At 73.1% G+C, this 18,094-nt stretch carries 21 protein-coding genes; 16 read left to right on the top strand and 5 right to left on the bottom strand.

Annotated elements, in window-relative coordinates; genetic code table 11:
• Positions 1–60: 60 nt before the first annotated feature.
• From priA to hisF, 3 genes are read left to right on the top strand one after another with little or no spacing between them, the layout of a single operon-like run.
• Positions 61–786: a bifunctional 1-(5-phosphoribosyl)-5-((5-phosphoribosylamino)methylideneamino)imidazole-4-carboxamide isomerase/phosphoribosylanthranilate isomerase PriA gene (gene priA / locus ACIO6U_RS01015; RefSeq protein ID WP_391044004.1), complete on the top strand. Its 726-nt coding sequence runs from the start codon at positions 61–63 to the stop codon at positions 784–786.
• Positions 783–1,187, top strand: coding sequence for a Rid family hydrolase (locus ACIO6U_RS01010; protein WP_355334043.1), 405 nt, complete (start codon positions 783–785; stop codon positions 1,185–1,187). Before priA ends, ACIO6U_RS01010 begins: the two co-directional genes overlap by 4 nt.
• Positions 1,184–1,939: an imidazole glycerol phosphate synthase subunit HisF gene (hisF, locus tag ACIO6U_RS01005; protein WP_355334040.1), complete on the top strand. Its 756-nt coding sequence runs from the start codon at positions 1,184–1,186 to the stop codon at positions 1,937–1,939. The genes ACIO6U_RS01010 and hisF overlap by 4 nt, the downstream gene beginning before the upstream one ends.
• A 59-nt stretch (positions 1,940–1,998) precedes the next feature.
• Here the strand turns inward: hisF and ACIO6U_RS01000 are convergent, their stop codons facing one another.
• Entirely contained in the window at positions 1,999–2,601 is a 603-nt protein-coding gene (locus tag ACIO6U_RS01000; protein WP_391159744.1) for a class I SAM-dependent methyltransferase, read from the bottom strand.
• Between the two features lie 109 nt (positions 2,602–2,710).
• On the opposite strand from ACIO6U_RS01000, the gene ACIO6U_RS00995 reads away from it, so the two are divergent.
• From ACIO6U_RS00995 to ACIO6U_RS00985, 3 genes are all read left to right on the top strand, one after another.
• A complete protein-coding gene (locus ACIO6U_RS00995; protein ID WP_391044010.1) occupies positions 2,711–3,319 on the top strand; it encodes a helix-turn-helix domain-containing protein in 609 nt (202 codons plus the stop codon).
• A 61-nt stretch (positions 3,320–3,380) separates the two neighbouring features.
• Positions 3,381–4,706 carry an MFS transporter gene (locus ACIO6U_RS00990; protein WP_401714684.1) on the top strand — a complete coding sequence of 442 codons (1,326 nt, stop codon included), beginning with the start codon at positions 3,381–3,383 and terminating at the stop codon, positions 4,704–4,706.
• 52 nt (positions 4,707–4,758) lie between these two features.
• The gene (locus ACIO6U_RS00985) at positions 4,759–5,253 is read left to right on the top strand and encodes an FBP domain-containing protein (RefSeq protein WP_391044014.1); all 495 of its coding nucleotides are present in this window, start codon (positions 4,759–4,761) and stop codon (positions 5,251–5,253) included.
• Between the two features lie 33 nt (positions 5,254–5,286).
• On the opposite strand, the gene ACIO6U_RS00980 is transcribed toward ACIO6U_RS00985, so the two are convergent.
• Complete coding sequence (locus ACIO6U_RS00980; RefSeq protein WP_401714682.1) at positions 5,287–6,066, bottom strand: zinc-binding dehydrogenase; 780 nt, start codon at positions 6,064–6,066, stop codon at positions 5,287–5,289.
• Between the two features lie 90 nt (positions 6,067–6,156).
• On the opposite strand from ACIO6U_RS00980, the gene ACIO6U_RS00975 reads away from it, so the two are divergent.
• Positions 6,157–6,528 (top strand): MarR family winged helix-turn-helix transcriptional regulator, encoded by a 372-nt coding sequence (locus ACIO6U_RS00975; protein ID WP_401714680.1) that lies wholly within the window; start codon positions 6,157–6,159, stop codon positions 6,526–6,528.
• A 70-nt stretch (positions 6,529–6,598) separates the two neighbouring features.
• Here the strand turns inward: ACIO6U_RS00975 and ACIO6U_RS00970 are convergent, their stop codons facing one another.
• Entirely contained in the window at positions 6,599–7,231 is a 633-nt protein-coding gene (locus ACIO6U_RS00970) for a TIGR03085 family metal-binding protein (RefSeq protein WP_355334023.1), read from the bottom strand.
• Positions 7,232–7,296: 65 nt separating this feature from the next.
• Positions 7,297–8,241 carry a hypothetical protein gene (locus ACIO6U_RS00965; protein WP_355334020.1) on the bottom strand — a complete coding sequence of 315 codons (945 nt, stop codon included), beginning with the start codon at positions 8,239–8,241 and terminating at the stop codon, positions 7,297–7,299.
• 117 nt (positions 8,242–8,358) lie between these two features.
• On the opposite strand from ACIO6U_RS00965, the gene hisI reads away from it, so the two are divergent.
• Both hisI and ACIO6U_RS00955 read left to right on the top strand, forming a co-directional pair.
• Positions 8,359–8,772 (top strand): phosphoribosyl-AMP cyclohydrolase, encoded by a 414-nt coding sequence (gene hisI / locus ACIO6U_RS00960; RefSeq protein WP_391044019.1) that lies wholly within the window; start codon positions 8,359–8,361, stop codon positions 8,770–8,772.
• Positions 8,773–8,781: 9 nt separating this feature from the next.
• Positions 8,782–10,305: an anthranilate synthase component I gene (locus tag ACIO6U_RS00955; protein WP_355334017.1), complete on the top strand. Its 1,524-nt coding sequence runs from the start codon at positions 8,782–8,784 to the stop codon at positions 10,303–10,305.
• A 112-nt stretch (positions 10,306–10,417) separates the two neighbouring features.
• On the opposite strand, the gene ACIO6U_RS00950 is transcribed toward ACIO6U_RS00955, so the two are convergent.
• On the bottom strand, positions 10,418–11,644 hold the full coding sequence (locus tag ACIO6U_RS00950; protein WP_401715797.1) for a peptidase S8: 1,227 nt from the start codon (positions 11,642–11,644) through the stop codon (positions 10,418–10,420).
• A gap of 386 nt (positions 11,645–12,030) precedes the next feature.
• Between ACIO6U_RS00950 and ACIO6U_RS00945 the strand changes: the two genes are divergently transcribed.
• From ACIO6U_RS00945 to trpA, 7 genes are all read left to right on the top strand, one after another.
• Entirely contained in the window at positions 12,031–12,786 is a 756-nt protein-coding gene (locus tag ACIO6U_RS00945) for a TIGR02234 family membrane protein (protein ID WP_355334014.1), read from the top strand.
• 128 nt (positions 12,787–12,914) lie between these two features.
• Positions 12,915–13,214, top strand: coding sequence for an HGxxPAAW family protein (locus tag ACIO6U_RS00940; RefSeq protein WP_355334011.1), 300 nt, complete (start codon positions 12,915–12,917; stop codon positions 13,212–13,214).
• Positions 13,215–13,304: 90 nt separating this feature from the next.
• Positions 13,305–13,775 carry a DUF2752 domain-containing protein gene (locus tag ACIO6U_RS00935; protein ID WP_401715794.1) on the top strand — a complete coding sequence of 157 codons (471 nt, stop codon included), beginning with the start codon at positions 13,305–13,307 and terminating at the stop codon, positions 13,773–13,775.
• 160 nt (positions 13,776–13,935) lie between these two features.
• Positions 13,936–14,742 carry an indole-3-glycerol phosphate synthase TrpC gene (trpC, locus tag ACIO6U_RS00930; protein ID WP_355334006.1) on the top strand — a complete coding sequence of 269 codons (807 nt, stop codon included), beginning with the start codon at positions 13,936–13,938 and terminating at the stop codon, positions 14,740–14,742.
• 916 nt (positions 14,743–15,658) lie between these two features.
• Positions 15,659–15,802 (top strand): tryptophan biosynthesis modulator TrpM, encoded by a 144-nt coding sequence (trpM, locus tag ACIO6U_RS00925; protein WP_391044025.1) that lies wholly within the window; start codon positions 15,659–15,661, stop codon positions 15,800–15,802.
• Between the two features lie 91 nt (positions 15,803–15,893).
• Entirely contained in the window at positions 15,894–17,165 is a 1,272-nt protein-coding gene (gene trpB / locus ACIO6U_RS00920) for a tryptophan synthase subunit beta (RefSeq protein ID WP_355334003.1), read from the top strand.
• On the top strand, positions 17,162–17,983 hold the full coding sequence (gene trpA, locus ACIO6U_RS00915) for a tryptophan synthase subunit alpha (RefSeq protein WP_401714676.1): 822 nt from the start codon (positions 17,162–17,164) through the stop codon (positions 17,981–17,983). The genes trpB and trpA overlap by 4 nt, the downstream gene beginning before the upstream one ends.
• Positions 17,984–18,094 lie beyond the last annotated feature (111 nt).

Below are 18,094 nucleotides of genomic sequence, written 5' to 3'. Positions count from 1 at the left end.
CCCGGCCCCCTTCTACCGTCCGCTTTCACCTCCTCCCTTCTACGACGTAGGACGCACCCGATGAACAGGCTCGAACTCCTCCCCGCCGTCGACGTCCGGGACGGCCAGGCCGTACGCCTCGTGCACGGCGAGTCCGGATCCGAGACGTCCTACGGCGACCCGCACGCCGCCGCGCTGGCCTGGCAGGCGGCGGGCGCGGAGTGGCTGCACCTGGTGGACCTCGACGCGGCCTTCGGCACCGGCGACAACCGGGCGCAGATCGCCGAGGTGGCCCGTTCGATGGACATCAAGGTCGAGCTGTCCGGCGGCATCCGCGACGACGACACGCTCGCCGCCGCGCTCGCCACCGGCTGCACCCGCGTCAACCTCGGCACGGCCGCGCTGGAGACCCCGGAGTGGGTCGCCAAGGTCATCGCCGAGCACGGCGACCGGATCGCGGTCGGCCTCGACGTGCGCGGCACCACGCTGCGCGGCCGGGGCTGGACCCGCGACGGCGGCGACCTCTACGAGACGCTGGCCCGGCTGGACTCCGAGGGCTGCGCGCGGTACGTCGTCACCGACATCGCCAAGGACGGTACGCTCCAGGGCCCCAACCTGGAACTGCTCGCCGGGGTCTGCGCCGCCACCGACCGGCCGGTCGTCGCGTCCGGCGGCGTCTCGTCCCTCGACGACCTGCGCGCCATCGCGACTCTCGTGCCGCGGGGTGTCGAAGGCGCGATTGTCGGAAAGGCGCTCTACGCCAAGGCGTTCACCTTGGAAGAAGCCCTGGAGGCGGTATCACGATGACGGAGACCCCCGCAGTACGGCGCGACCAGTCCGAAAGCCCGCTGGAGGAGACCATCGGTTTCGCCCGCGCCGTCGCGGCGGGGGACCTGGTCCTGGTGTCCGGCACGATGCCCCTCGTCGACGGCGAGGTGCGCGGCGAGGGCAGCCCGTACGAACAGGCCCTGCTCGCCTTCGGGAACGCGCTGGCGGCGATCGAGCCCTTCGGCCTCGGGCCCGACAGTGTGATCCGCACCCGCATGTACATGAGCCACGCCAGGGACGCCGACGACGTCGGGCGTGCCCACCGGGAGCTGTTCGGGGCCGTGCGGCCCGCCGCCACCATGGTCGTGGTGGCCGGTTTCATGGACTCCCGCGTCCTGGTCGAGGTGGAGATCGAAGCCTACCGAGGAGCCGGCAGATGACCCTCGCGGTCCGTGTCATCCCCTGCCTCGACGTGGACAACGGCCGCGTCGTGAAGGGCGTCAACTTCCGGAATCTGCGGGACGCGGGCGACCCGGTGGAGATGGCCAAACTCTACGACGCCGAGGGCGCCGACGAGTTGACCTTCCTGGACATCACCGCGTCCTCCGGCGACCGGGAGACCACGTACGACGTCGTCCGCCGTACGGCCGAGCAGGTCTTCATCCCGCTCACCGTGGGCGGCGGTGTGCGGACGGTCACGGACGTGGACCTGCTGCTGCGCGCGGGCGCCGACAAGGTGGGCGTCAACACGGCGGCCATCGCCAGGCCCGAGCTGATCCGGGAGATCGCCGAGCGGTTCGGCCGGCAGGTGCTGGTGCTGTCGGTGGACGCGCGGCGCACCCCCTCGGGTTCCTTCGAGGTCACCACGCACGGCGGGCGGCGCGGCACCGGCATCGACGCGGTGGAGTGGGCGCAGCGCGCGGCCGAGCTGGGCGCGGGCGAGATCCTGCTCAACTCGATGGACGCGGACGGCACCAAGGACGGCTACGACACGGAGATGATCGCGGCCGTCCGCAAGCTGGTGACGGTCCCGGTGATCGCCTCCGGCGGCGCGGGCCGCCTCGCCGACTTCGCGCCCGCGGTGGCGGCGGGCGCCGACGCCGTACTGGCCGCGTCCGTCTTCCACTTCGGCGACCTGCGGATCGGCGAGGTCAAGACGGCGCTGCGGGAGGCCGGGCACCCAGTGCGCTGAGCACGGGGTTTCCGTCGGCCGCCGCCCTCCATGTGCGGCGGCTCCGCTATTTCGGCGGCTCAGTCCTGGCGGCGGGTGCAGACCAGCGCCGCGAGGTCCGGCGCGAGCGGTATCTCCACCGAGCGCAGCGCCGGGTGCTCCAGCCAGTGCAGCCTGGCCAAATCGGGGCTGCCCTCGTGCAGCGGCGGCCACCGGTCGGCGGGCGTGAAGTCGTCCACGACGAGGACGCCGCCGGGGCGCAGCAGCTCCACGGGATCGGCCGCCTCGTCCCCCTTCCCCTGGCCGCCGCCGTCCAGGACCAGCAGGTCGAAGGGGCCGTGCGCGGCGATGTCCTTCCAGTCGCCGCATTCGACGGTGACCTGCGGCGCGAGGTCCGAGAACAGCCAGGCGGCCGTTTCCGCGCGCCCCGGATCGCGCTCGACGCTCACCGCGGTGGCGTCGTCCCGCATGCCCGTGACCAGCCAGCCGAGCCCCACTCCGAGTCCGGTACCGGTCTCGCCGATACGGGTGGCGCCCGCGGCGAGCGCGCGCAGCAGGCGGCCCTGCTCGGGGCGGCAGGAGTGGGGGAAGCCGAGCTGCTGTGCGGTGCGGGCGGCGCGTTCGACCAGCGGGGGCAGGTCGCCGGGGCCGCGGAGGTGCGCGCGGGTGCCGTCGAGTGACATGCCCGACATCCTGCCGGGGGCGCCCGGTCCACGGCCGGTGAACAGATGAGAAAGAGAAGTTGCGCAAATCAGATTGCGCAACTTTTCTTTCCTATCTAGGCTGGTGGTCGTGCCAGAAAAAGACGACGCCCCCCGGCCCCAGGCTCAGCGCATCACCGACCTCGACGCGCTGAAGGTCTTCACCCACCCGTTGCGCATCCAGCTCTACCGCCACCTGGTCACCTCGGGCGCCGCCACCGCCTCCCACCTGGCCGACCAGGTGGACGAGGCGGTGTCCCTGGTCAGCTACCACCTGCGCAAGCTCGCCGCCCACGGCTTCATCGTCGAGGCCCCCGAGAAGAGCACCGACGGCCGCGAGCGCTGGTGGAAGGTCTCCGCCGAGCGCGGCTTCTCCTTCCGCAGCGGGGACTTCACGGACCGGCCCGAGGGCGCAGCCGTCGTCAACGAGGTCACCAGGCAGCTCCTGGCCAGCCGCTACGAGCGGTACGAGCGCTACCTGGCCCAGCAGGCCGCCTGGGCGGGGGAGTGGACCGACGCCTCCTTCAGCTCCGAGTACATGCCGCGGCTCAGCGCCGCCGAACTCCACGAAATGGACGAGGAGATCACCGCGCTCATGCGCCGCTGGATCGACCGCGGCAAGGCGGCGGTCGAGGCGGGCGACACCGAGGGGCGGGAGCTGGTGGCCGTGCAGATGTACGGATTCCCGTTCCGGGAGTGACCGCGGAAGGCCCCTGAGACCGCGCCCGACCCGACGTCGAGACCAGAGGAGGGCCGCCACCATGACGGCGACCGCGATATCCGCAACACCGCACGGCAGGCCCGCGCACAAGGACGGGAACGTGCTGCGCTGGCTGATCGCGTACACCGCGTCCATGCTCGGCGACTGCGTCTACTTCCTCGCCCTCGGCTTCGCCGCCGCCAAGGTGGCGCCGCCGACGCAGGTGGGCCTGGTGATGGCGGTCGGCGCGGTGCCGCGCGCGGTGCTGATGCTCGGCGGGGGAGTGATCGCCGACCGGTTCGGGCCGCGCAAGGTGGTGATCGGGAGCGACGCGGTGCGCTGCGCGCTGATCCTCGGCGCCGCGGCGACGCTGGCGCTCTCCTCGCCCGGGCTGTGGCTGCTGGTCGTCGTCTCGCTGCTCTTCGGCGTCGTGGACGCGCTGTTCATGCCGGCCGTCGGCGCGCTGCCGCCGCGGATCGTCGCCGCCGACCAGCTCACCCGCTTGCAGGGCATGCGGTCCCTCACCATCCGCTTCGGCACCATCGTCGGACCGCCGGTCGGCGGCCTCGCGATGGGGCTCGGCGGCGCCACGGCCGCCTTCGCCCTGGCGGGCGCGCTCTTCGCGGTCTCCGTACCGCTGCTGATCGCCACCCGCATGAGCCCGCTGCCCGAGGCGCCCGCCGGGAGCGACGGGCCCGAGGAGGGCGCGAGCGCCTGGCGGGATCTGCTCGACGGACTGCGGTACGTCCGCCGCCACCGGCTCGTCGGCCCGCTGGTCCTGTCCGCCGCCATCTGCGAACTGGGCCTGGTCGGCCCGTTGAACGTCGGCATGATCCTGCTCGCCGAGCACCGCGGCTGGGGCTCGTCCGGCTACGGCTGGATCATCGCGGGCTTCGGCGCGGGCGCCGGGTGCGGCGCGCTGCTGCTGACCGTACGGGGCCGTCTGCCGCGGGCCGGGGCCGTCCAGATCGGCGCCCTGTTCGCGGGCGCCGCGGGCGTCGGCCTGATCGGCGTGGCGCCGTCGCCGGCCCTCGCGGTCGCCGTCGCCGCGCTGAGCGGCCTGTTCTGCGGCATCTGCGGCAGCCTCGCGTACGCCCTCATCCAGTCGGCGGCCGACCCCGGCTACCTCGGCCGCGTCACCTCGGTGATGAGCCTCAGCAGCTTCCGCCTCGCCCCCCTGGCCTACCCCCTCTTCGGCGCCGCCGTCGCCGCCTGGGGCCCGGCCCCCGTCTTCCTCACCAGCGCCGTCCTCACCATGACCGGAGGCGTCGTCGGCCTCGCCACCCCCGCGATCCGCACCGCGGAACTTCCCCGCGGGAAGCGGTCGCCGCGCCCGGCGGCGGACGTGACGGCTCCCGCCGAGCCGGTGGCCGCGGGCCGGGACTGACGCCGAGAAAATGCTGTGACGGGTGCGGGGGCCTCCTGTTAGCTTCGCGCTCATGGACCCGCTCGGTGATGCAGAGATTCGCGGCTCGTTCGTCAATTGCTCCAAGGGGGAGGCGAAGCGGATCAGCCTGCCCAGGGATCTGGGCGACCTGCCGTGGAGCGACCTGGACTTCCTGGGCTGGCGCGACCCCGGCGCCCGCGACCGCGCCTATCTGGTGCGGCCCGGCGACGAGCCCGTGGGCATCGTCCTGCGGATCGCCCCCGGCGCCCGGCGCAATCTGATGCGCAGCAGCCTCTGCTCCCTCTGCCTCACCGGTCACTCCGGCGGCGGCGTCGACCTCCTGGCGGCCCCGCTCGCGGGCGCCGCCGGCCGCCAGGGCAACACCGTCGCCCTCTACATGTGCGCCGACCTCGCCTGTCCCCTCTACGTCCGCGGCAAGAAGAGCTCCGTCCTGGTCAAGCGGCTCGAGGAGACCCTCACCCTCGACGAACAGATCGCCCGCACCCTCCGCAACCTCGACGGCTTCCTCGCCAAGGTCGTCGCCTAGCCGGACGAACGGCGGTGCGCCGGAGAAGCGGGGTCACGCGGTCGGCGTGAGGACGAGCCGGCGGCCCGGCTCGACGGGAGCCGTCCAGGCGCGCTCGACCTCGCAGAGGGATACGGCGTCGGCCGCGACGGAGAAGACCCCGGCCGTGAGCCGAGCGACCAGCGAAGGAAGTTCGGCGACGATGCCCGCGGCGGTGACGGAGCCCTGGCCACTGCCCATGACGCGGAGGTTGGCGGCGCGCAGGACGAAGGACGGCAGGGTGATGTCGGGTCCGGCCGTGGAGCCGATCTGGATCCAGTCGAGGGCGGCGGCACGGTCGGTGCGGCGGGTGAGCAGCGCGGGGAGGGCCCGCTCGGTCGGCGCGCCCCAGGTGTAGTCGATCACGACGTCCACGTCCGCCGCGGCCTCGCCGAGCCGGTCGGCGGCCTCCTCGGGGTCGCCCGCGAGGGAGACCACGTCGGTGGCGCCGAGGCCGCCGAGCAGGGCGAGCCGGTCGGCGTCCCGCCCGGCGGCCACGACCCGCTCGGCGCCGAGGTGCCGGGCGATCTGGACGGCCATCTGCCCGGCGTTCCCCGTCGCGCCGAGCACCAGCACGCTCTGGCCCGCACGGAAGGAGATCCGGCGGCGCAGCGCGACCCACGAGGACAGGGCGGGGTTCATCGCCGCCGCGACGACCACCGGGTCGGCGTCCGCGGGCAGCGGTACGGCGCGCCGCGGGTCGACCAGCGCCCGCTCGGCCATGGTGCCGGGCACGTCGTCGTCGGCCACGAAGTACACCGCGCTGCCGTCGGCCAGCCGCCCGACGCCGTCCACGCCGCACCGTCCGCACGAGCGCCCGACGAACCGCCCGCGCACGCGGCTGACCTGGGAATCGTCGACGCTCTGGCGCAGCTCTCGTTCCTCGTGCAGAACGCGCTGGGGAAGGTCGCGGCCGAGTTGGGCCTGTCGGTCATCCAGCTGCGCCTGCTGGGCGTGCTCAGGGACCGGGAGCCGGGCATGCGGGAACTCGCCCGCCATCTGGAGCTGGACAAATCCAGCATCACCGGCCTGGTCGACCGGGCCGAGCGCCGCGGTCTGGTCCGCCGCACCCCCGCGCCGCACGACGGCCGCCCCGTACAGGTGTCACTGACCGACGAGGGGCGGGCGGCGGCCCGGGCGCTGGAGGCCGACGCCGACCGGCGGATCCGCGCGCTCGCGGCCGGCCTCACCGACGAGCAGCGCGCCGCCCTGTCCGTGCTGGCGAGCGCTGTGGTGTCCGGCAACGGCGCGCTGTGAGAAGCCCGGGGCCGACGGGGCCGAGGGGCTGTCGCCCGCCGGGGCGGCGGACGCGCTGCCGCCTACCGCGTCACAGTCCGAGCTTCGCCGCGTACAGCCGTGCCACCGCGTCCTTGTCGCCGTCCACCTCGACCTCGGCGGCGTCCTGGCGGCCGAAGACGAAGATCGTCAGCTCGGACGGCTCACCGGTCACGGTCACCACGGGAGAGCCCTTGCGGGCGACGGCGGTCTGGCCGTTCGGACGGCGCAGCACCAGGCCGACCGGGGAGCGGCGGCCCGCGAGCCGGGCGGCACGCTCCAGCCGCGCCCACAGCGTGTCGGCGAAGACGGGGTCGATGGCACGCGGCGTCCAGTCGGGCGTGGCACGCCGGACGTCCTCGGCGTGGACGTAGAACTCGACGGTGTTGGAAGCCTCGTCCACCTGCTTGATGGTGAAGGGCGACATTCGCGGCGGGCCGGTCCTGATGAGCTGGATCAGCTCTTCGTACGGCTTTCGCGCGTACTCCTTGCGGACCCGTTCCGCACGGTCCTTGAGCTGCGGGATGACCAGCCCCGCCGCCGCGTCACCGCGCCGTTCGCGTACCACGACGTGCGCGGCCAGGTCGCGGGTGGACCAGCCCTCGCACAGCGTCGGGCCGTCGGGTCCTGACTGCTCCAGCAGATCGGCGAGGAGCAGACGTTCGCGCTGGGCATGTGTCGACATGACCCCAGATTAACGGCCCCTTGGCCGATACGTCCGCTCCCCGCCCCTGCCGCCCCCGTGAGGCGTCAGCCCAGCGGAGCGTAGAGCTTCTTGCTGTTGGTGCCGTTGTTGAGCGTGAGCGAGCAGGTCACCGTCTTGCGGCCCTGGAGCTCGTAGGTGGTCAGCTTCGGGAAGAGCGCGTACGGGTAGTACAGCCGCCCGTCCGCGGGAAGGTGCTTCTTGGCGTCGGCCGTGCACAGCTCCAGCGCCTTCGACTGGATCTCCGAGTCGGTGCTGAAGGTGCCGGACAGCGTCTCGTTGGCGACGACCTGGCCGTCGTGCGCGGAGCTGCACGACTTGGTGGTCACCGTGTCGACGGTCGGCGTGAGGGTCGGCGCGTCGAAGCACTTGCCCGGCGAGAGCACCACGTACGGCACGACCTTCTCGGTCGGGGTGATGCTCGGGAAGTCGGTGAACGGGTCGTCGGTCGGGGTGTCGAACGTCGGGGTGTCCGACGGCAGCGTGAAGCTGGGCGTCGGCTCCGTGAAGGACGGCATGGACGGCAGTCCTGACGGCAGACCGCTGATCGACGGCGTCGGCTTCGCGTCGTTCTTGCTGTCGCTGCCGCCGGAGACGGCGACCGCGGTGCCGATACCGCCGATCACCACGACCGCGGCTATCGCGATCAGCACATTGCGCTTGGTGTTGTTCGGCGGCGGCGGGGGCGGCGGGTAGCCGCCGGGGCCCTGCGGGTAGCCGTAGCCACCGGGCGGGGCGGGCGGTCCGGGCGGGCCCGGCTGGCCGTAGCCGCCCTGCTGACCGTAGCCCTGCTGGCCGTAAGGACCCGGCGCGGCCTGCGTCGGCTCCTGCGGATAACCGTAGTTCTGACCGCCGCCTTGTTGCGGATAGCCATAGCCGCCGTCAGCGGGCGGCGGGGGAGGAGGGGGGCCGAAGCCCTGCGGTGGCCCGAAACCGCCTCCTTGATCCGGAGGCGGCGGCGGTCCTTCTTGCGGCGGTGGTGGAAAACCCATGCAGGCAGGATGCCCCATACGGGTGACATGAGCGAGCGACAACCGGATGGTGGTCAACTCACTTGCCCTCTTTGCCGGTTATTGACCCTTTTCGAGTTCTTGATATTCGGCGGCAGAATGGTCACCATGCCCGCCACCGCACTCGACCCAGCAGTCGCCGCCCGCCTCAAGCGCACGGCCGACGGACTCGTACCCGCCATCGCCCAGCAATACGACACCGGTGAAGTGCTGATGCTGGGGTGGATGGACGACGAGGCCCTGCACCGCACCCTCACCACCGGCCGCTGCACCTACTGGAGCCGCAGCCGCCAGGAGTACTGGGTCAAGGGCGACACCTCGGGCCACGTCCAGCACGTCAAGTCCGTCGCGCTGGACTGCGACGGCGACACCCTGCTGGTGAAGGTCGACCAGGTCGGCGCCGCCTGCCACACCGGCGACCGCACGTGCTTCGACGCCGACGTGCTGCCGCTCGGCCAGCCGGTCCGCCCTTCGCCGTACCGGCCGCTCCCGGCGCCCGGCCGTGACCACTAATCTCGGCCCATGGACCTTGAGACCTTCCGCAAGCTGGCGGTCGACCGCCGGGTGATTCCCGTGACGCGCAGGCTGCTCGCCGACGGCGACACTCCGGTCGGGCTGTACCGCAAGCTCGCGGGGGAGCGGACGGGAACGTTCCTGCTGGAGTCGGCGGACGGAGGCACCTCCCAGGCCGAAGGCTCCGGGGGAGACCGTACGTGGTCGCGCTACTCCTTCGTCGGCGTCCGGTCGGCCGCCACGCTCACCGCGCGCGACGGCCAGGCGCACTGGCTCGGCACACCGCCGGTCGGCGTCCCGGTCGACGGCGACCCGCTGGAGGCGCTGCGCGTCACCGTCGACGCCCTGCACACCCCGCGCGACCTGGCGGCGGGGATGCCGCCCTTCACCGGCGGCATGGTCGGCTACCTCGGCTACGACATCGTGCGCCGCCTGGAGCGGATCGGCGAGCGGACCCGCGACGACCTGCGGCTGCCGGAACTGACCATGCTGCTCACCTCCGACCTCGCCGTCCTCGACCACTGGGACGGCACGGTCCTGCTGATCGCCAACGCGATCAACCACAACGACCGCGACACCGGGGTGGACGAGGCCCACGCGGACGCCGTCGCCCGCCTCGACGCCATGCAGGCCGACCTGGCCAAGCCGGTCGAATACGTCCCCGTCGAGCTGCCGCCGTCGGAACTGCCCGAATACACCGCCCTGTGGGGCGGCGCCGCCTATCAGCGCGCGGTCGACGACATCAAGGAACGTATCCGCGCGGGTGAGGCCTTCCAGGTCGTCCCCTCGCAGCGCTTCGAGACCCCGTGCACGGCCAGCGCGCTCGACGTCTACCGGGTCCTGCGGGCCACCAACCCCAGCCCGTACATGTACCTCTTCCGCTTCCCCGGCGGCGAGGGCGGCGACTTCGACGTCGTCGGCTCCAGCCCCGAGGCCCTGGTCAAGGTCGAGGACGGCCGCGCCATGGTCCACCCGATCGCGGGCACCCGCCCGCGCGGCGCCACCCCGCGACAGGACACCGCGCTCGCCGAGGAACTGCTGGCCGACCCCAAGGAACGCGCCGAGCACCTGATGCTGGTCGACCTCGGCCGCAACGACCTGGGCCGCGTCTGCGAACCCGGCAGCGTCGAGGTCGTCGACTTCATGTCCGTCGAGCGCTACTCCCACGTCATGCACATCGTCTCGACCGTCACCGGCCAGGTCGCCGAGGGCCGTACCGCCTTCGACGTGCTCACCGCCTGCTTCCCCGCGGGCACCCTCTCCGGCGCCCCCAAGCCGCGCGCCATGCAGATCATCGAGGAGCTGGAGCCGTCCCGGCGCGGTCTGTACGGCGGCTGCGTCGGCTATCTCGACTTCGCCGGTGACTCCGACACCGCCATCGCCATCCGTACGGCGCTGCTCCGCGACGGCACCGCCTACGTCCAGGCCGGGGCCGGTGTCGTCGCCGACAGCGATCCGGTGGCCGAGGACACCGAGTGCCGCAACAAGGCCGCCGCCGTCCTGCGCGCGGTGGCCACGGCCAACCGCCTGTGACGGTCGCCTTCCGGAGGCGGTCAGCCGGTCTTCGACAGGCGTGAGCGACGAGCCACGACGTGCGTGCGCGTCGTGGCTCGTCGCGCGGTTCCTCGCGCCCTTGTGGGTGCCGTCAGCCCGCGAAGGCCGCCGTGCCGTTCGGCGTGCCGAGGCCCGTCGGGCCGTCGAAGCCGCCCACGCCGGTGCACAGGTACGAGCCGCCGCACGAGCCGTTCGAGCCGCTGGCCACGTCGTTGAGCGCGTCGGAGTGCGCGTAGGGGAACGAGGCGGGGTAGGACCCGGCCGAGGGCGCCCCGGCGAGGGCGTAGACGGCCGCGATCAGCGGCGACGAGGCGCTGGTGCCGCCGAAGACCTCCCAGCCGGTGTCCGAGCCGTACGTGTCGTGGACGGCGACGCCCGTCGCGGGGTCGGCGACCGCCGAGACGTCGGCGATGGTGCGCTTGCCGCAGTCGGCGTCCGTCTGCCAGGACGGCTTGGCGTCGTAGGAGGAGCAGCCGGAGCCGGTGCCCGTCCAGACGGACTCGGTCCAGCCGCGGCTGGAGGAGTCGCTGGTGAGCGAGGTGCCGCCGACGGCGGTGACGTACTGGGAGGCGGCCGGGTACTCGGCGCCGTAGCCGCTGTCACCGGCGCTGACGGTGATGGCGACACCGGGGTGGTCGAAGTACGAGCTGTCGTACGACGGGTCCGAGGAGGACTCGCCGCCGCCGTAGCTGTTGGAGACGTACTTCGCGCCCAGCGACACCGCGGTGTTGACGGACTCGCCCAGGTTGGTCATCGAGGAGTCGTCGGCCTCGACCAGGAGGATGTGGCAGTCGGGGCAGGCGGCGCTGACCATGTCGAGGTCGAGCGATATCTCCTCGGCCCAGCCCGCGTCGGCGCTCGGCAGCGAGGAGGCGCTGCCGGACTGGCCGACCTTCGAGAAGCAGCCGTTGTCGGTGGTGCAGGCGGGCAGGCCGTATGTGGAGCGGTAAGTGGCCAGATCCGCTTCGGCGTTGGGGTCGTCGTACGCGTCGACGATCGCCACGGTCGCGCCGGACCCGCCGGAGGAGGGCAGGGCGTACGCGCTCTGGAGATCGGCCGGGCCGAGGCCGGAGGGGGCCGCGGCCGGGTTCACCGAACCGGTGGACTTCTTGAGCGTGTTGACGCCCTGGGTGACCTTGAGCGCCTTGCACGCCATCACGTCCGGATGGGTGCTGACGGCGCAGGAGCGCGCGGTGCTGACGCCGTGCGCGGCGGGGGAGGCACCGGCGTACGGCGCCAGGGCCAGCCCTGACAGGGCCAGTCCGGCGGCGGCGGTGACCGCGAGCGCGGTGCGGCGGGCGGTGGGTGTGAGGGTGATCGAACGCAACTATTGCCTCCTGTGGGGGGTGAACCGGGGGCTTGTGGGATGCGTGACAGGTGGTGCCATTGGTGCGAGTTGACATCAGTGGGACGGCCGAGAACGTATGGTGACGAGCGCACGCCAACAAGGAGGGGGCTGGAAGCTATACCTCCGCTTTACTTGTGGCATAAGGGAGTTGGGCAAGGCATTGCCTGGTGCTGACCTCCCGGCAGGTGTGAAATCGAGTCGTCCCGGTGTGGTGTGCGACGGCCGTTCCGTACCGCTTCGGTACCATTCGGGACCGATCGCCACGGCGTGTTTTCAGCCGCGCGCCGCGACCCCCGGTCCGGCCGCCCGGTGCCCCCGCCGGACGGCCCGCCGCACCGACAGGCGATAGTGGTGGGGTGAGTGCCGTCCCTCAGCCCCGCGCTGACCAAGCCGTCGAGACCGAAGCCGCGACCGACCGCGAGACCGGGGTCGAACCCGGCCGGGCGACCGAAGCCGGGCCCGAACGCGGGACCGGCCCCGGTGCCGCGCCCTCGGCCGCGCGGCGCACCGCCACGCGCGTCCTCGCCGTCGCGCTCGCGTGCGGCGTGATCGGCGCCAGCGTCGTGCTGCTCGCGGCGGGCAAGACCTGGGCGCGCGGCACCGTCGCCTTCGGCCAGGGCACCCTCCCGGTGCACGCCACCGGCAGCCAGGCCACCGCGCTGCCCGGTGCGCTGGCCCTGGTCGGCCTGGCCGCGCTCGTCGCCGTCTTCGCCGTACGCCGGATCGGCCGCTACGTCGTCTCCGGGCTGCTCGCGCTCTCCGGCCTCGGCGTGGTCGTCGTCGTGCTCGCCCGCCGCGCGGCCACCGGCGCGCTCAACGAACGGGCCGCCGCCGCGTCCGGCCTCACCCGCGCCACCGCGGGCCACACGAGCACCACCGGCTGGCCGCTGGTCGCCGTCGCGGGCGGCGTCCTGCTGCTCCTCGCGGGCCTGCTCGCACTGCGCTACGGCCACGCCTGGCCCGCGATGTCCAGCCGCTACGACCGGCCGGGCAGCCGCCCCTCGCTGCGCGGCCGTGCCGCCGCCGCGCCCGCGCCGATCGACCCCGACCGGGCCGAGGACCTGTGGAAGGCGCTGGACCGGGGCGAGGACCCCACGCAGGCCCCCGGCTGACCGGTCCCGCGCGTGCCGCGACCGCCCGTTCCACCCCCGTGCACGGCAACCCCGGAACACGCGCAACAATGGAAGACGAAGTCGGCGGCGAAAGGACGCCACCGACCGATAGGATTCAGGGAGCACTCATGGCGGTCCATCACGACCACGGCCACACCCCCGCCGCGTGGACCGGCTCGATCATCTCGTTCATCGGCTTCTGTGCCGGAGGCGTGTTCATGGTCGCCGCCCAGCCGGTCCCCTTCTGGGCGAGCATGGGCGTCATACTGCTCGGCCCCGTCGTCGGCGGTGCGATGAAGCTCATGGGCCTGGGCAGCAAGGAGTCACCCGAGGTACGGGTCGCCCGCGCCCACGCCGCGCAGGAGGTCCGCACCCCGGAGGGGACGACGCACACGGAGTCGCCCGCTGAGGCGCCCGCCAGCGCCTGACCCCACCGGTCCCGCCCGCCGGGCGCAGCCGCCGACCTCCGGGTCCGCGCGCTGCGCCTTCGTGCGTCCGGGGGCAGAATCGGCGATGTGATTCACGACACAGCAGGTCGGGCCGCAGGCCGCGCCCCCGCGGCGGCGCGCGGGACGGCTCCCGGAGCGGCCCTCGGCGCCCTCGCGCGCGCCGCCGTACCGCTCGCCCTCCTCGGCGCGGTGGCGGGCGCCTTCGCGTACGTCGGCGCCGTCGACCCCAACACGCCCGGCCACTACCCGGCCTGCCCGCTGCTGCACTACACCGGGATCTACTGCCCCGGCTGCGGCGGCCTGCGCAGCGCCCACGCCGTCGCCCACGGCCACCTCGGCACGGCGCTGGGCTGCAACGCGCTCGCGGTGGCCGGATACGTCGTCTTCGCCGTCGTGTGGGCCGTCTGGTTCACCCGCAGGCTGCGCGGCCGACCGTTCGAACCCGTGCCGCGCCCGGTGTACGGGAAGGCGCTCCTCGCCCTGGCGCTGGTCTTCACCGTTGTCCGGAACCTGCCGTTCGGCGCGGCGCTGATCCCGTGACCCGCCCGCCTTCCGGGGCATGCTTGTCCAGGTGGTGGGACCGCGAATCCCCGGATGCGGGCGCTGCGCCCGGCGCCCGATACCATCGGAGTGTCGGTGGTTCCCACCATTGGCTTGATCATTTCGCTGTACGAACCCGGTCCGGAAGGGGAGCTCTCGCGTGAGTGTGCTCGACGAGATCATCGACGGAGTCCGCGCTGACCTCGCCGAGCGGCAGGCCCGCGTCACCCTCGACGAACTCAAGGAGCGGGCCACCAAGGCGCGCGACGCCAAGGACGGGGTGGCCGCCCTGCGCGGCGACAGCGTCAAGGTGATCTGCGAGGTCAAGCGGTCCAGCCCCTCCAAGGGCGCGCTGGCCGCCATCGCCGACCCCGCGGGGCTCGCCGCCGACTACGAGGCGGGCGGCGCCGCCGTCATCAGCGTCCTCACCGAGGAGCGGAAGTTCGGCGGCTCCCTCGCCGACCTCGAAGCGGTCCGCGCCAAGGTCGACATCCCGGTCCTGCGCAAGGACTTCATCGTCACCGCGTACCAGCTCTGGGAGGCCCGCGCCTACGGTGCCGACCTCGCCCTGCTGATCGTCTCCGCGCTCGACCAGGACGCCCTCGTCTCGCTCGTCGAGCGCGCCCAGTCGATCGGCCTCACCCCGATCGTCGAGGTGCACGACGAGGAGGAGGTCGAGCGGGCGGTGGACGCCGGGGCGAAGATCATCGGGGTCAACGCGCGTAATCTCAAGACCCTTGAGGTCGACCGCGGGAACTTCGCCCGCGTCGCGCCCGAGATTCCCGACCACATCGTGAAGATCGCCGAGTCCGGGGTGCGTGGTCCCCACGACCTGATCGCCTACGCCAATGACGGCGCCGACGCCGTGCTCGTCGGCGAGTCGCTCGTCACCGGCAAGGATCCGCGTGCCGCGGTCGCCGATCTCGTGGCTGCCGGCGCCCATCCCGCCCTCCGCTTCGGCCGCTAACCCCCCTCCGGGGGAGGGCCCCACACCCCTTACGGTGCCCCGTCAGGGCGCCCGACCGCGCTTTGCACGGCGGTTCTTCGCGAGAGACGGTGCCCCGTCAGGGGCGCGTGAGCCGCACGTCGCGGGGCGGTTCCTCGTCAAGGACGTGCCCCGTCAGGGGCGCGGGGAACTGCGCGGCCAGCCGCGATGCTCTCGCAGGTCACCACCCGCCCCGGCGGGGCAGTTCGGTGGTGTCCGGTCCACCGGCCGGTGGTGGGTTGCTCGCGCAGTTCCTCGCGCCCCTGACGGGGCGACCGTCTTTCGTCCGGGCGGTGAGCCGGTCTTTTGAGGGGCGCGGGGAACTGCGCGGCCAGCCGCGACGCTCTCGCAGGTCACCGCCCGCCCCGGTGGGGCAGTCCGGTTGTCGCCGGGCCACCGGCCGGTGGTGGGTTGCTCGCGCAGTTCCCCGCGCCCCTGATGGGGCGCACCGTCTTTCGTTCGGGCGGTGAGCCGGTCTTTTGAGGGGTGCGGGGAACTGCGCGGCCAGCCGCGACGCTCTCGCAGGTCACCACCCGCCCCGGTGGGGCAGTTCGGTGGTGTCCGGACCACCGGCCGGTGGTGGGTTGCTCGCGCAGTTCCTCGCGCCCCTGGCGGGGCGACCGTCTTTCGTCCGGGCGGTGAGCCGGTCTTTTGAGGGGCGCGGGGAACTGCGCGGCCCGCCGCGACGCTCCCGCTGGTCACCACCGGCCCCGGTGGGGCAGTCCGGTTGTCGCCGGACCACCGGCCGGTGGGGGCTGAGCGCGCAGTTCCCCGCGCCCCTAAAAGCGAGGCCCTGCGCGGTACCGGGGTCCTCAAGGCGAGGCGCTGTGTTGGCTGAACGCGCGCGGGGGCCGGGCATGGAGTGGGGGGACCTGCCCGGAGGGCTAGACTCGGGCGCATGTCCCTCGCCGCGCGTCTCGCCCCCGGCTGCCGCCCCCGCGGCTGCCGCGCGCCGGCGCGCAAGGTGCTGGGGCGCCGGGTGCGGTATGTGATCGGGTGCGAGCCCGGCCAGGTGAACGGCAGGCGATGGCGCCGCGGCTGAGCCGCGAGCAGAGCCGCGTACGCACGACACGGACACGCGTACGCGTCCCCCCTTTCACCCGCGCCTGACGGCGCACAGCCAGGGATGCCCCATGTCAGAAACGCACGACTTCTTCCATCCGGATCCGGACGGATCCGTCCCCACCCCCGCGGGCTACTTCGGCGCGTTCGGCGGCAAGTTCATCCCGGAGGCGCTGGTCGCCGCCGTGGACGAGGTGGCCGTCGAGTACGAGAAGGCGAAGACCGACCCCGCCTTCGCGGCCGAGCTGAACGACCTGATGGCCAACTACGCGGGCCGTCCGAGCGCCCTCACGGAGGTCCCCCGGTTCGCCGAGCAGGCGGGCGGGGCACGGGTCTTCCTCAAGCGGGAGGACCTGAACCACACCGGCTCGCACAAGATCAACAACGTGCTGGGCCAGACGCTGCTGACCAAGCGGATGGGCAAGACCCGCGTGATCGCGGAGACCGGCGCGGGCCAGCACGGCGTCGCCACCGCGACCGCCTGTGCGCTGTTCGGCCTCGACTGCACGATCTACATGGGCGAGATCGACACCCAGCGCCAGGCGCTCAACGTCGCGCGGATGCGGATGCTCGGCGCCGAGGTGGTCTCGGTGACCTCCGGCAGCCGGACGCTGAAGGACGCCATCAACGAGGCGTTCCGCGACTGGGTCGCCAACGTGGACCGCACGCACTACCTGTTCGGCACGGTCGCGGGACCGCACCCCTTCCCCGCGCTGGTCCGCGACTTCCACCGGGTGATCGGCGTCGAGGCGCGCCGCCAGCTCCTGGAGCGCACCGGCCGGCTGCCCGACGCCGCCGTCGCCTGCGTCGGCGGCGGCTCCAACGCCATGGGCCTCTTCCACGCCTTCCTGCCCGACACCGGGGTCCGGCTGGTCGGCTGCGAGCCCGCGGGCCACGGCGTGGCCACCGGAGAGCACGCGGCCACCCTCACCGAGGGCGAGCCGGGCATCCTGCACGGCTCGCGCTCCTACGTCCTCCAGGACGACGAGGGCCAGATCACCGAGCCGTACTCGATCTCGGCGGGTCTGGACTACCCCGGCGTCGGCCCCGAGCACTCGTACCTCAAGGACATCGGCCGCGCCGAATACCGCGCGGTCACCGACGACGAGGCGATGCAGGCCCTGCGGCTGCTGTCCCGTACCGAGGGCATCATCCCCGCCATCGAGAGCGCGCACGCCCTGGCCGGGGCCCTGGAGATCGGCCGCGAGCTGGGCCCCGAGGGCCTGGTGCTGGTGAACCTCTCCGGCCGCGGCGACAAGGACATGGACACGGCGGCCCGCTACTTCGGGCTGTACGACGCGACCGCCGAGGTCGACGAGGACAACGAGGTGGCGGTCAAGTGAGCGGGAACGTAGAGCTGTTGGACCGGGCGCTGGCCGACGCCAAGGCCGAGGGGCGGGCCGCGCTCGTGGCGTATCTGCCCGCCGGTTTCCCGACCGTGGACGGCGGGATCGAGGCCGTGAAGGCCGCCTTCGAAGGCGGCGCGGACATCGTCGAGGTCGGGCTGCCGCACAGCGACCCGGTGCTGGACGGGCCGGTCATCCAGACCGCCGACGACATCGCGCTCAACAAGAACCACGTGCGGATCGCCGACGTGCTGCGCACCGTACGCGAGGCGCACCAGGCCACCGGCAAGCCGGTGCTGGTCATGACGTACTGGAACCCGGTGGACCGCTACGGCGCCGAGCGGTTCGCGACCGAGCTGGCCGAGGCGGGCGGCGCGGGCTGCATCCTGCCCGACCTGCCGGTCGAGGAGTCCGAGGGATGGCGGAAGGCGGCCGAGCAGCAGGGCCTGGCCACCGTCTTCGTCGTCGCTCCTTCCAGCCGTGACGAGCGGCTGGCGAAGATCACCGCGGCGGGCAGCGGCTTCGTCTACGCGGCCTCCCTGATGGGTGTCACCGGCACGCGGGAGAGCGTCGGCGAGCAGGCGTCCGACCTCGTGCGCCGCACCCGCGCCAGCACGGACCTGCCGGTCTGCGTGGGCCTGGGCGTGTCGAACGCGGTGCAGGCCGCCGAGGTCGCGGCCTTCGCCGACGGTGTGATCGTCGGCTCGGCCTTCGTCAAGCGCATCCTCGACGCGGACGGCGACCTGCCCGCGGCCCTCACGGCCGTACGGGAACTGGCGGCGGAACTGGCCGCGGGCGTCCGCAAGCGCGGCTGACAGCACCGGTCGCGACCGTACGAAAGGAACCGGCCGCGCCCCGTACGACCGGCCCCGGCGTAACACGATGGGGCGAATCGCGGTGCGGGAAGGCGCTGAAGTGCCCTCCCG

The sequence above is a fragment of the Streptomyces sp. NPDC087422 genome (assembly GCF_044744145.1).
Taxonomy (GTDB): Bacteria; Actinomycetota; Actinomycetes; order Streptomycetales; family Streptomycetaceae; genus Actinacidiphila.
The sequence above is the reverse complement of the archived record's forward strand: the minus strand, read 5'-3'. Positions and strand labels throughout refer to the sequence as shown.

What these genes read in the sequence shown, in the direction of transcription:
- priA (WP_391044004.1), top strand. Translation starts at nt 61, where the DNA reads ATGAACAGGCTCGAACTCCTCCCCGCCGTCGACGTCCGGGACGGCCAG.
- ACIO6U_RS01010 (WP_355334043.1), top strand. Translation starts at nt 783, where the DNA reads ATGACGGAGACCCCCGCAGTACGGCGCGACCAGTCCGAAAGCCCGCTG.
- hisF (WP_355334040.1), top strand. Translation starts at nt 1,184, where the DNA reads ATGACCCTCGCGGTCCGTGTCATCCCCTGCCTCGACGTGGACAACGGC.
- ACIO6U_RS01000 (WP_391159744.1), bottom strand. Translation starts at nt 2,601, where the DNA reads ATGTCACTCGACGGCACCCGCGCGCACCTCCGCGGCCCCGGCGACCTG.
- ACIO6U_RS00990 (WP_401714684.1), top strand. Translation starts at nt 3,381, where the DNA reads ATGACGGCGACCGCGATATCCGCAACACCGCACGGCAGGCCCGCGCAC.
- ACIO6U_RS00985 (WP_391044014.1), top strand. Translation starts at nt 4,759, where the DNA reads ATGGACCCGCTCGGTGATGCAGAGATTCGCGGCTCGTTCGTCAATTGC.
- ACIO6U_RS00970 (WP_355334023.1), bottom strand. Translation starts at nt 7,231, where the DNA reads ATGTCGACACATGCCCAGCGCGAACGTCTGCTCCTCGCCGATCTGCTG.
- ACIO6U_RS00965 (WP_355334020.1), bottom strand. Translation starts at nt 8,241, where the DNA reads ATGGGTTTTCCACCACCGCCGCAAGAAGGACCGCCGCCGCCTCCGGAT.
- hisI (WP_391044019.1), top strand. Translation starts at nt 8,359, where the DNA reads ATGGTCACCATGCCCGCCACCGCACTCGACCCAGCAGTCGCCGCCCGC.
- ACIO6U_RS00955 (WP_355334017.1), top strand. Translation starts at nt 8,782, where the DNA reads ATGGACCTTGAGACCTTCCGCAAGCTGGCGGTCGACCGCCGGGTGATT.
- ACIO6U_RS00940 (WP_355334011.1), top strand. Translation starts at nt 12,915, where the DNA reads ATGGCGGTCCATCACGACCACGGCCACACCCCCGCCGCGTGGACCGGC.
- trpM (WP_391044025.1), top strand. Translation starts at nt 15,659, where the DNA reads ATGTCCCTCGCCGCGCGTCTCGCCCCCGGCTGCCGCCCCCGCGGCTGC.
- trpB (WP_355334003.1), top strand. Translation starts at nt 15,894, where the DNA reads ATGTCAGAAACGCACGACTTCTTCCATCCGGATCCGGACGGATCCGTC.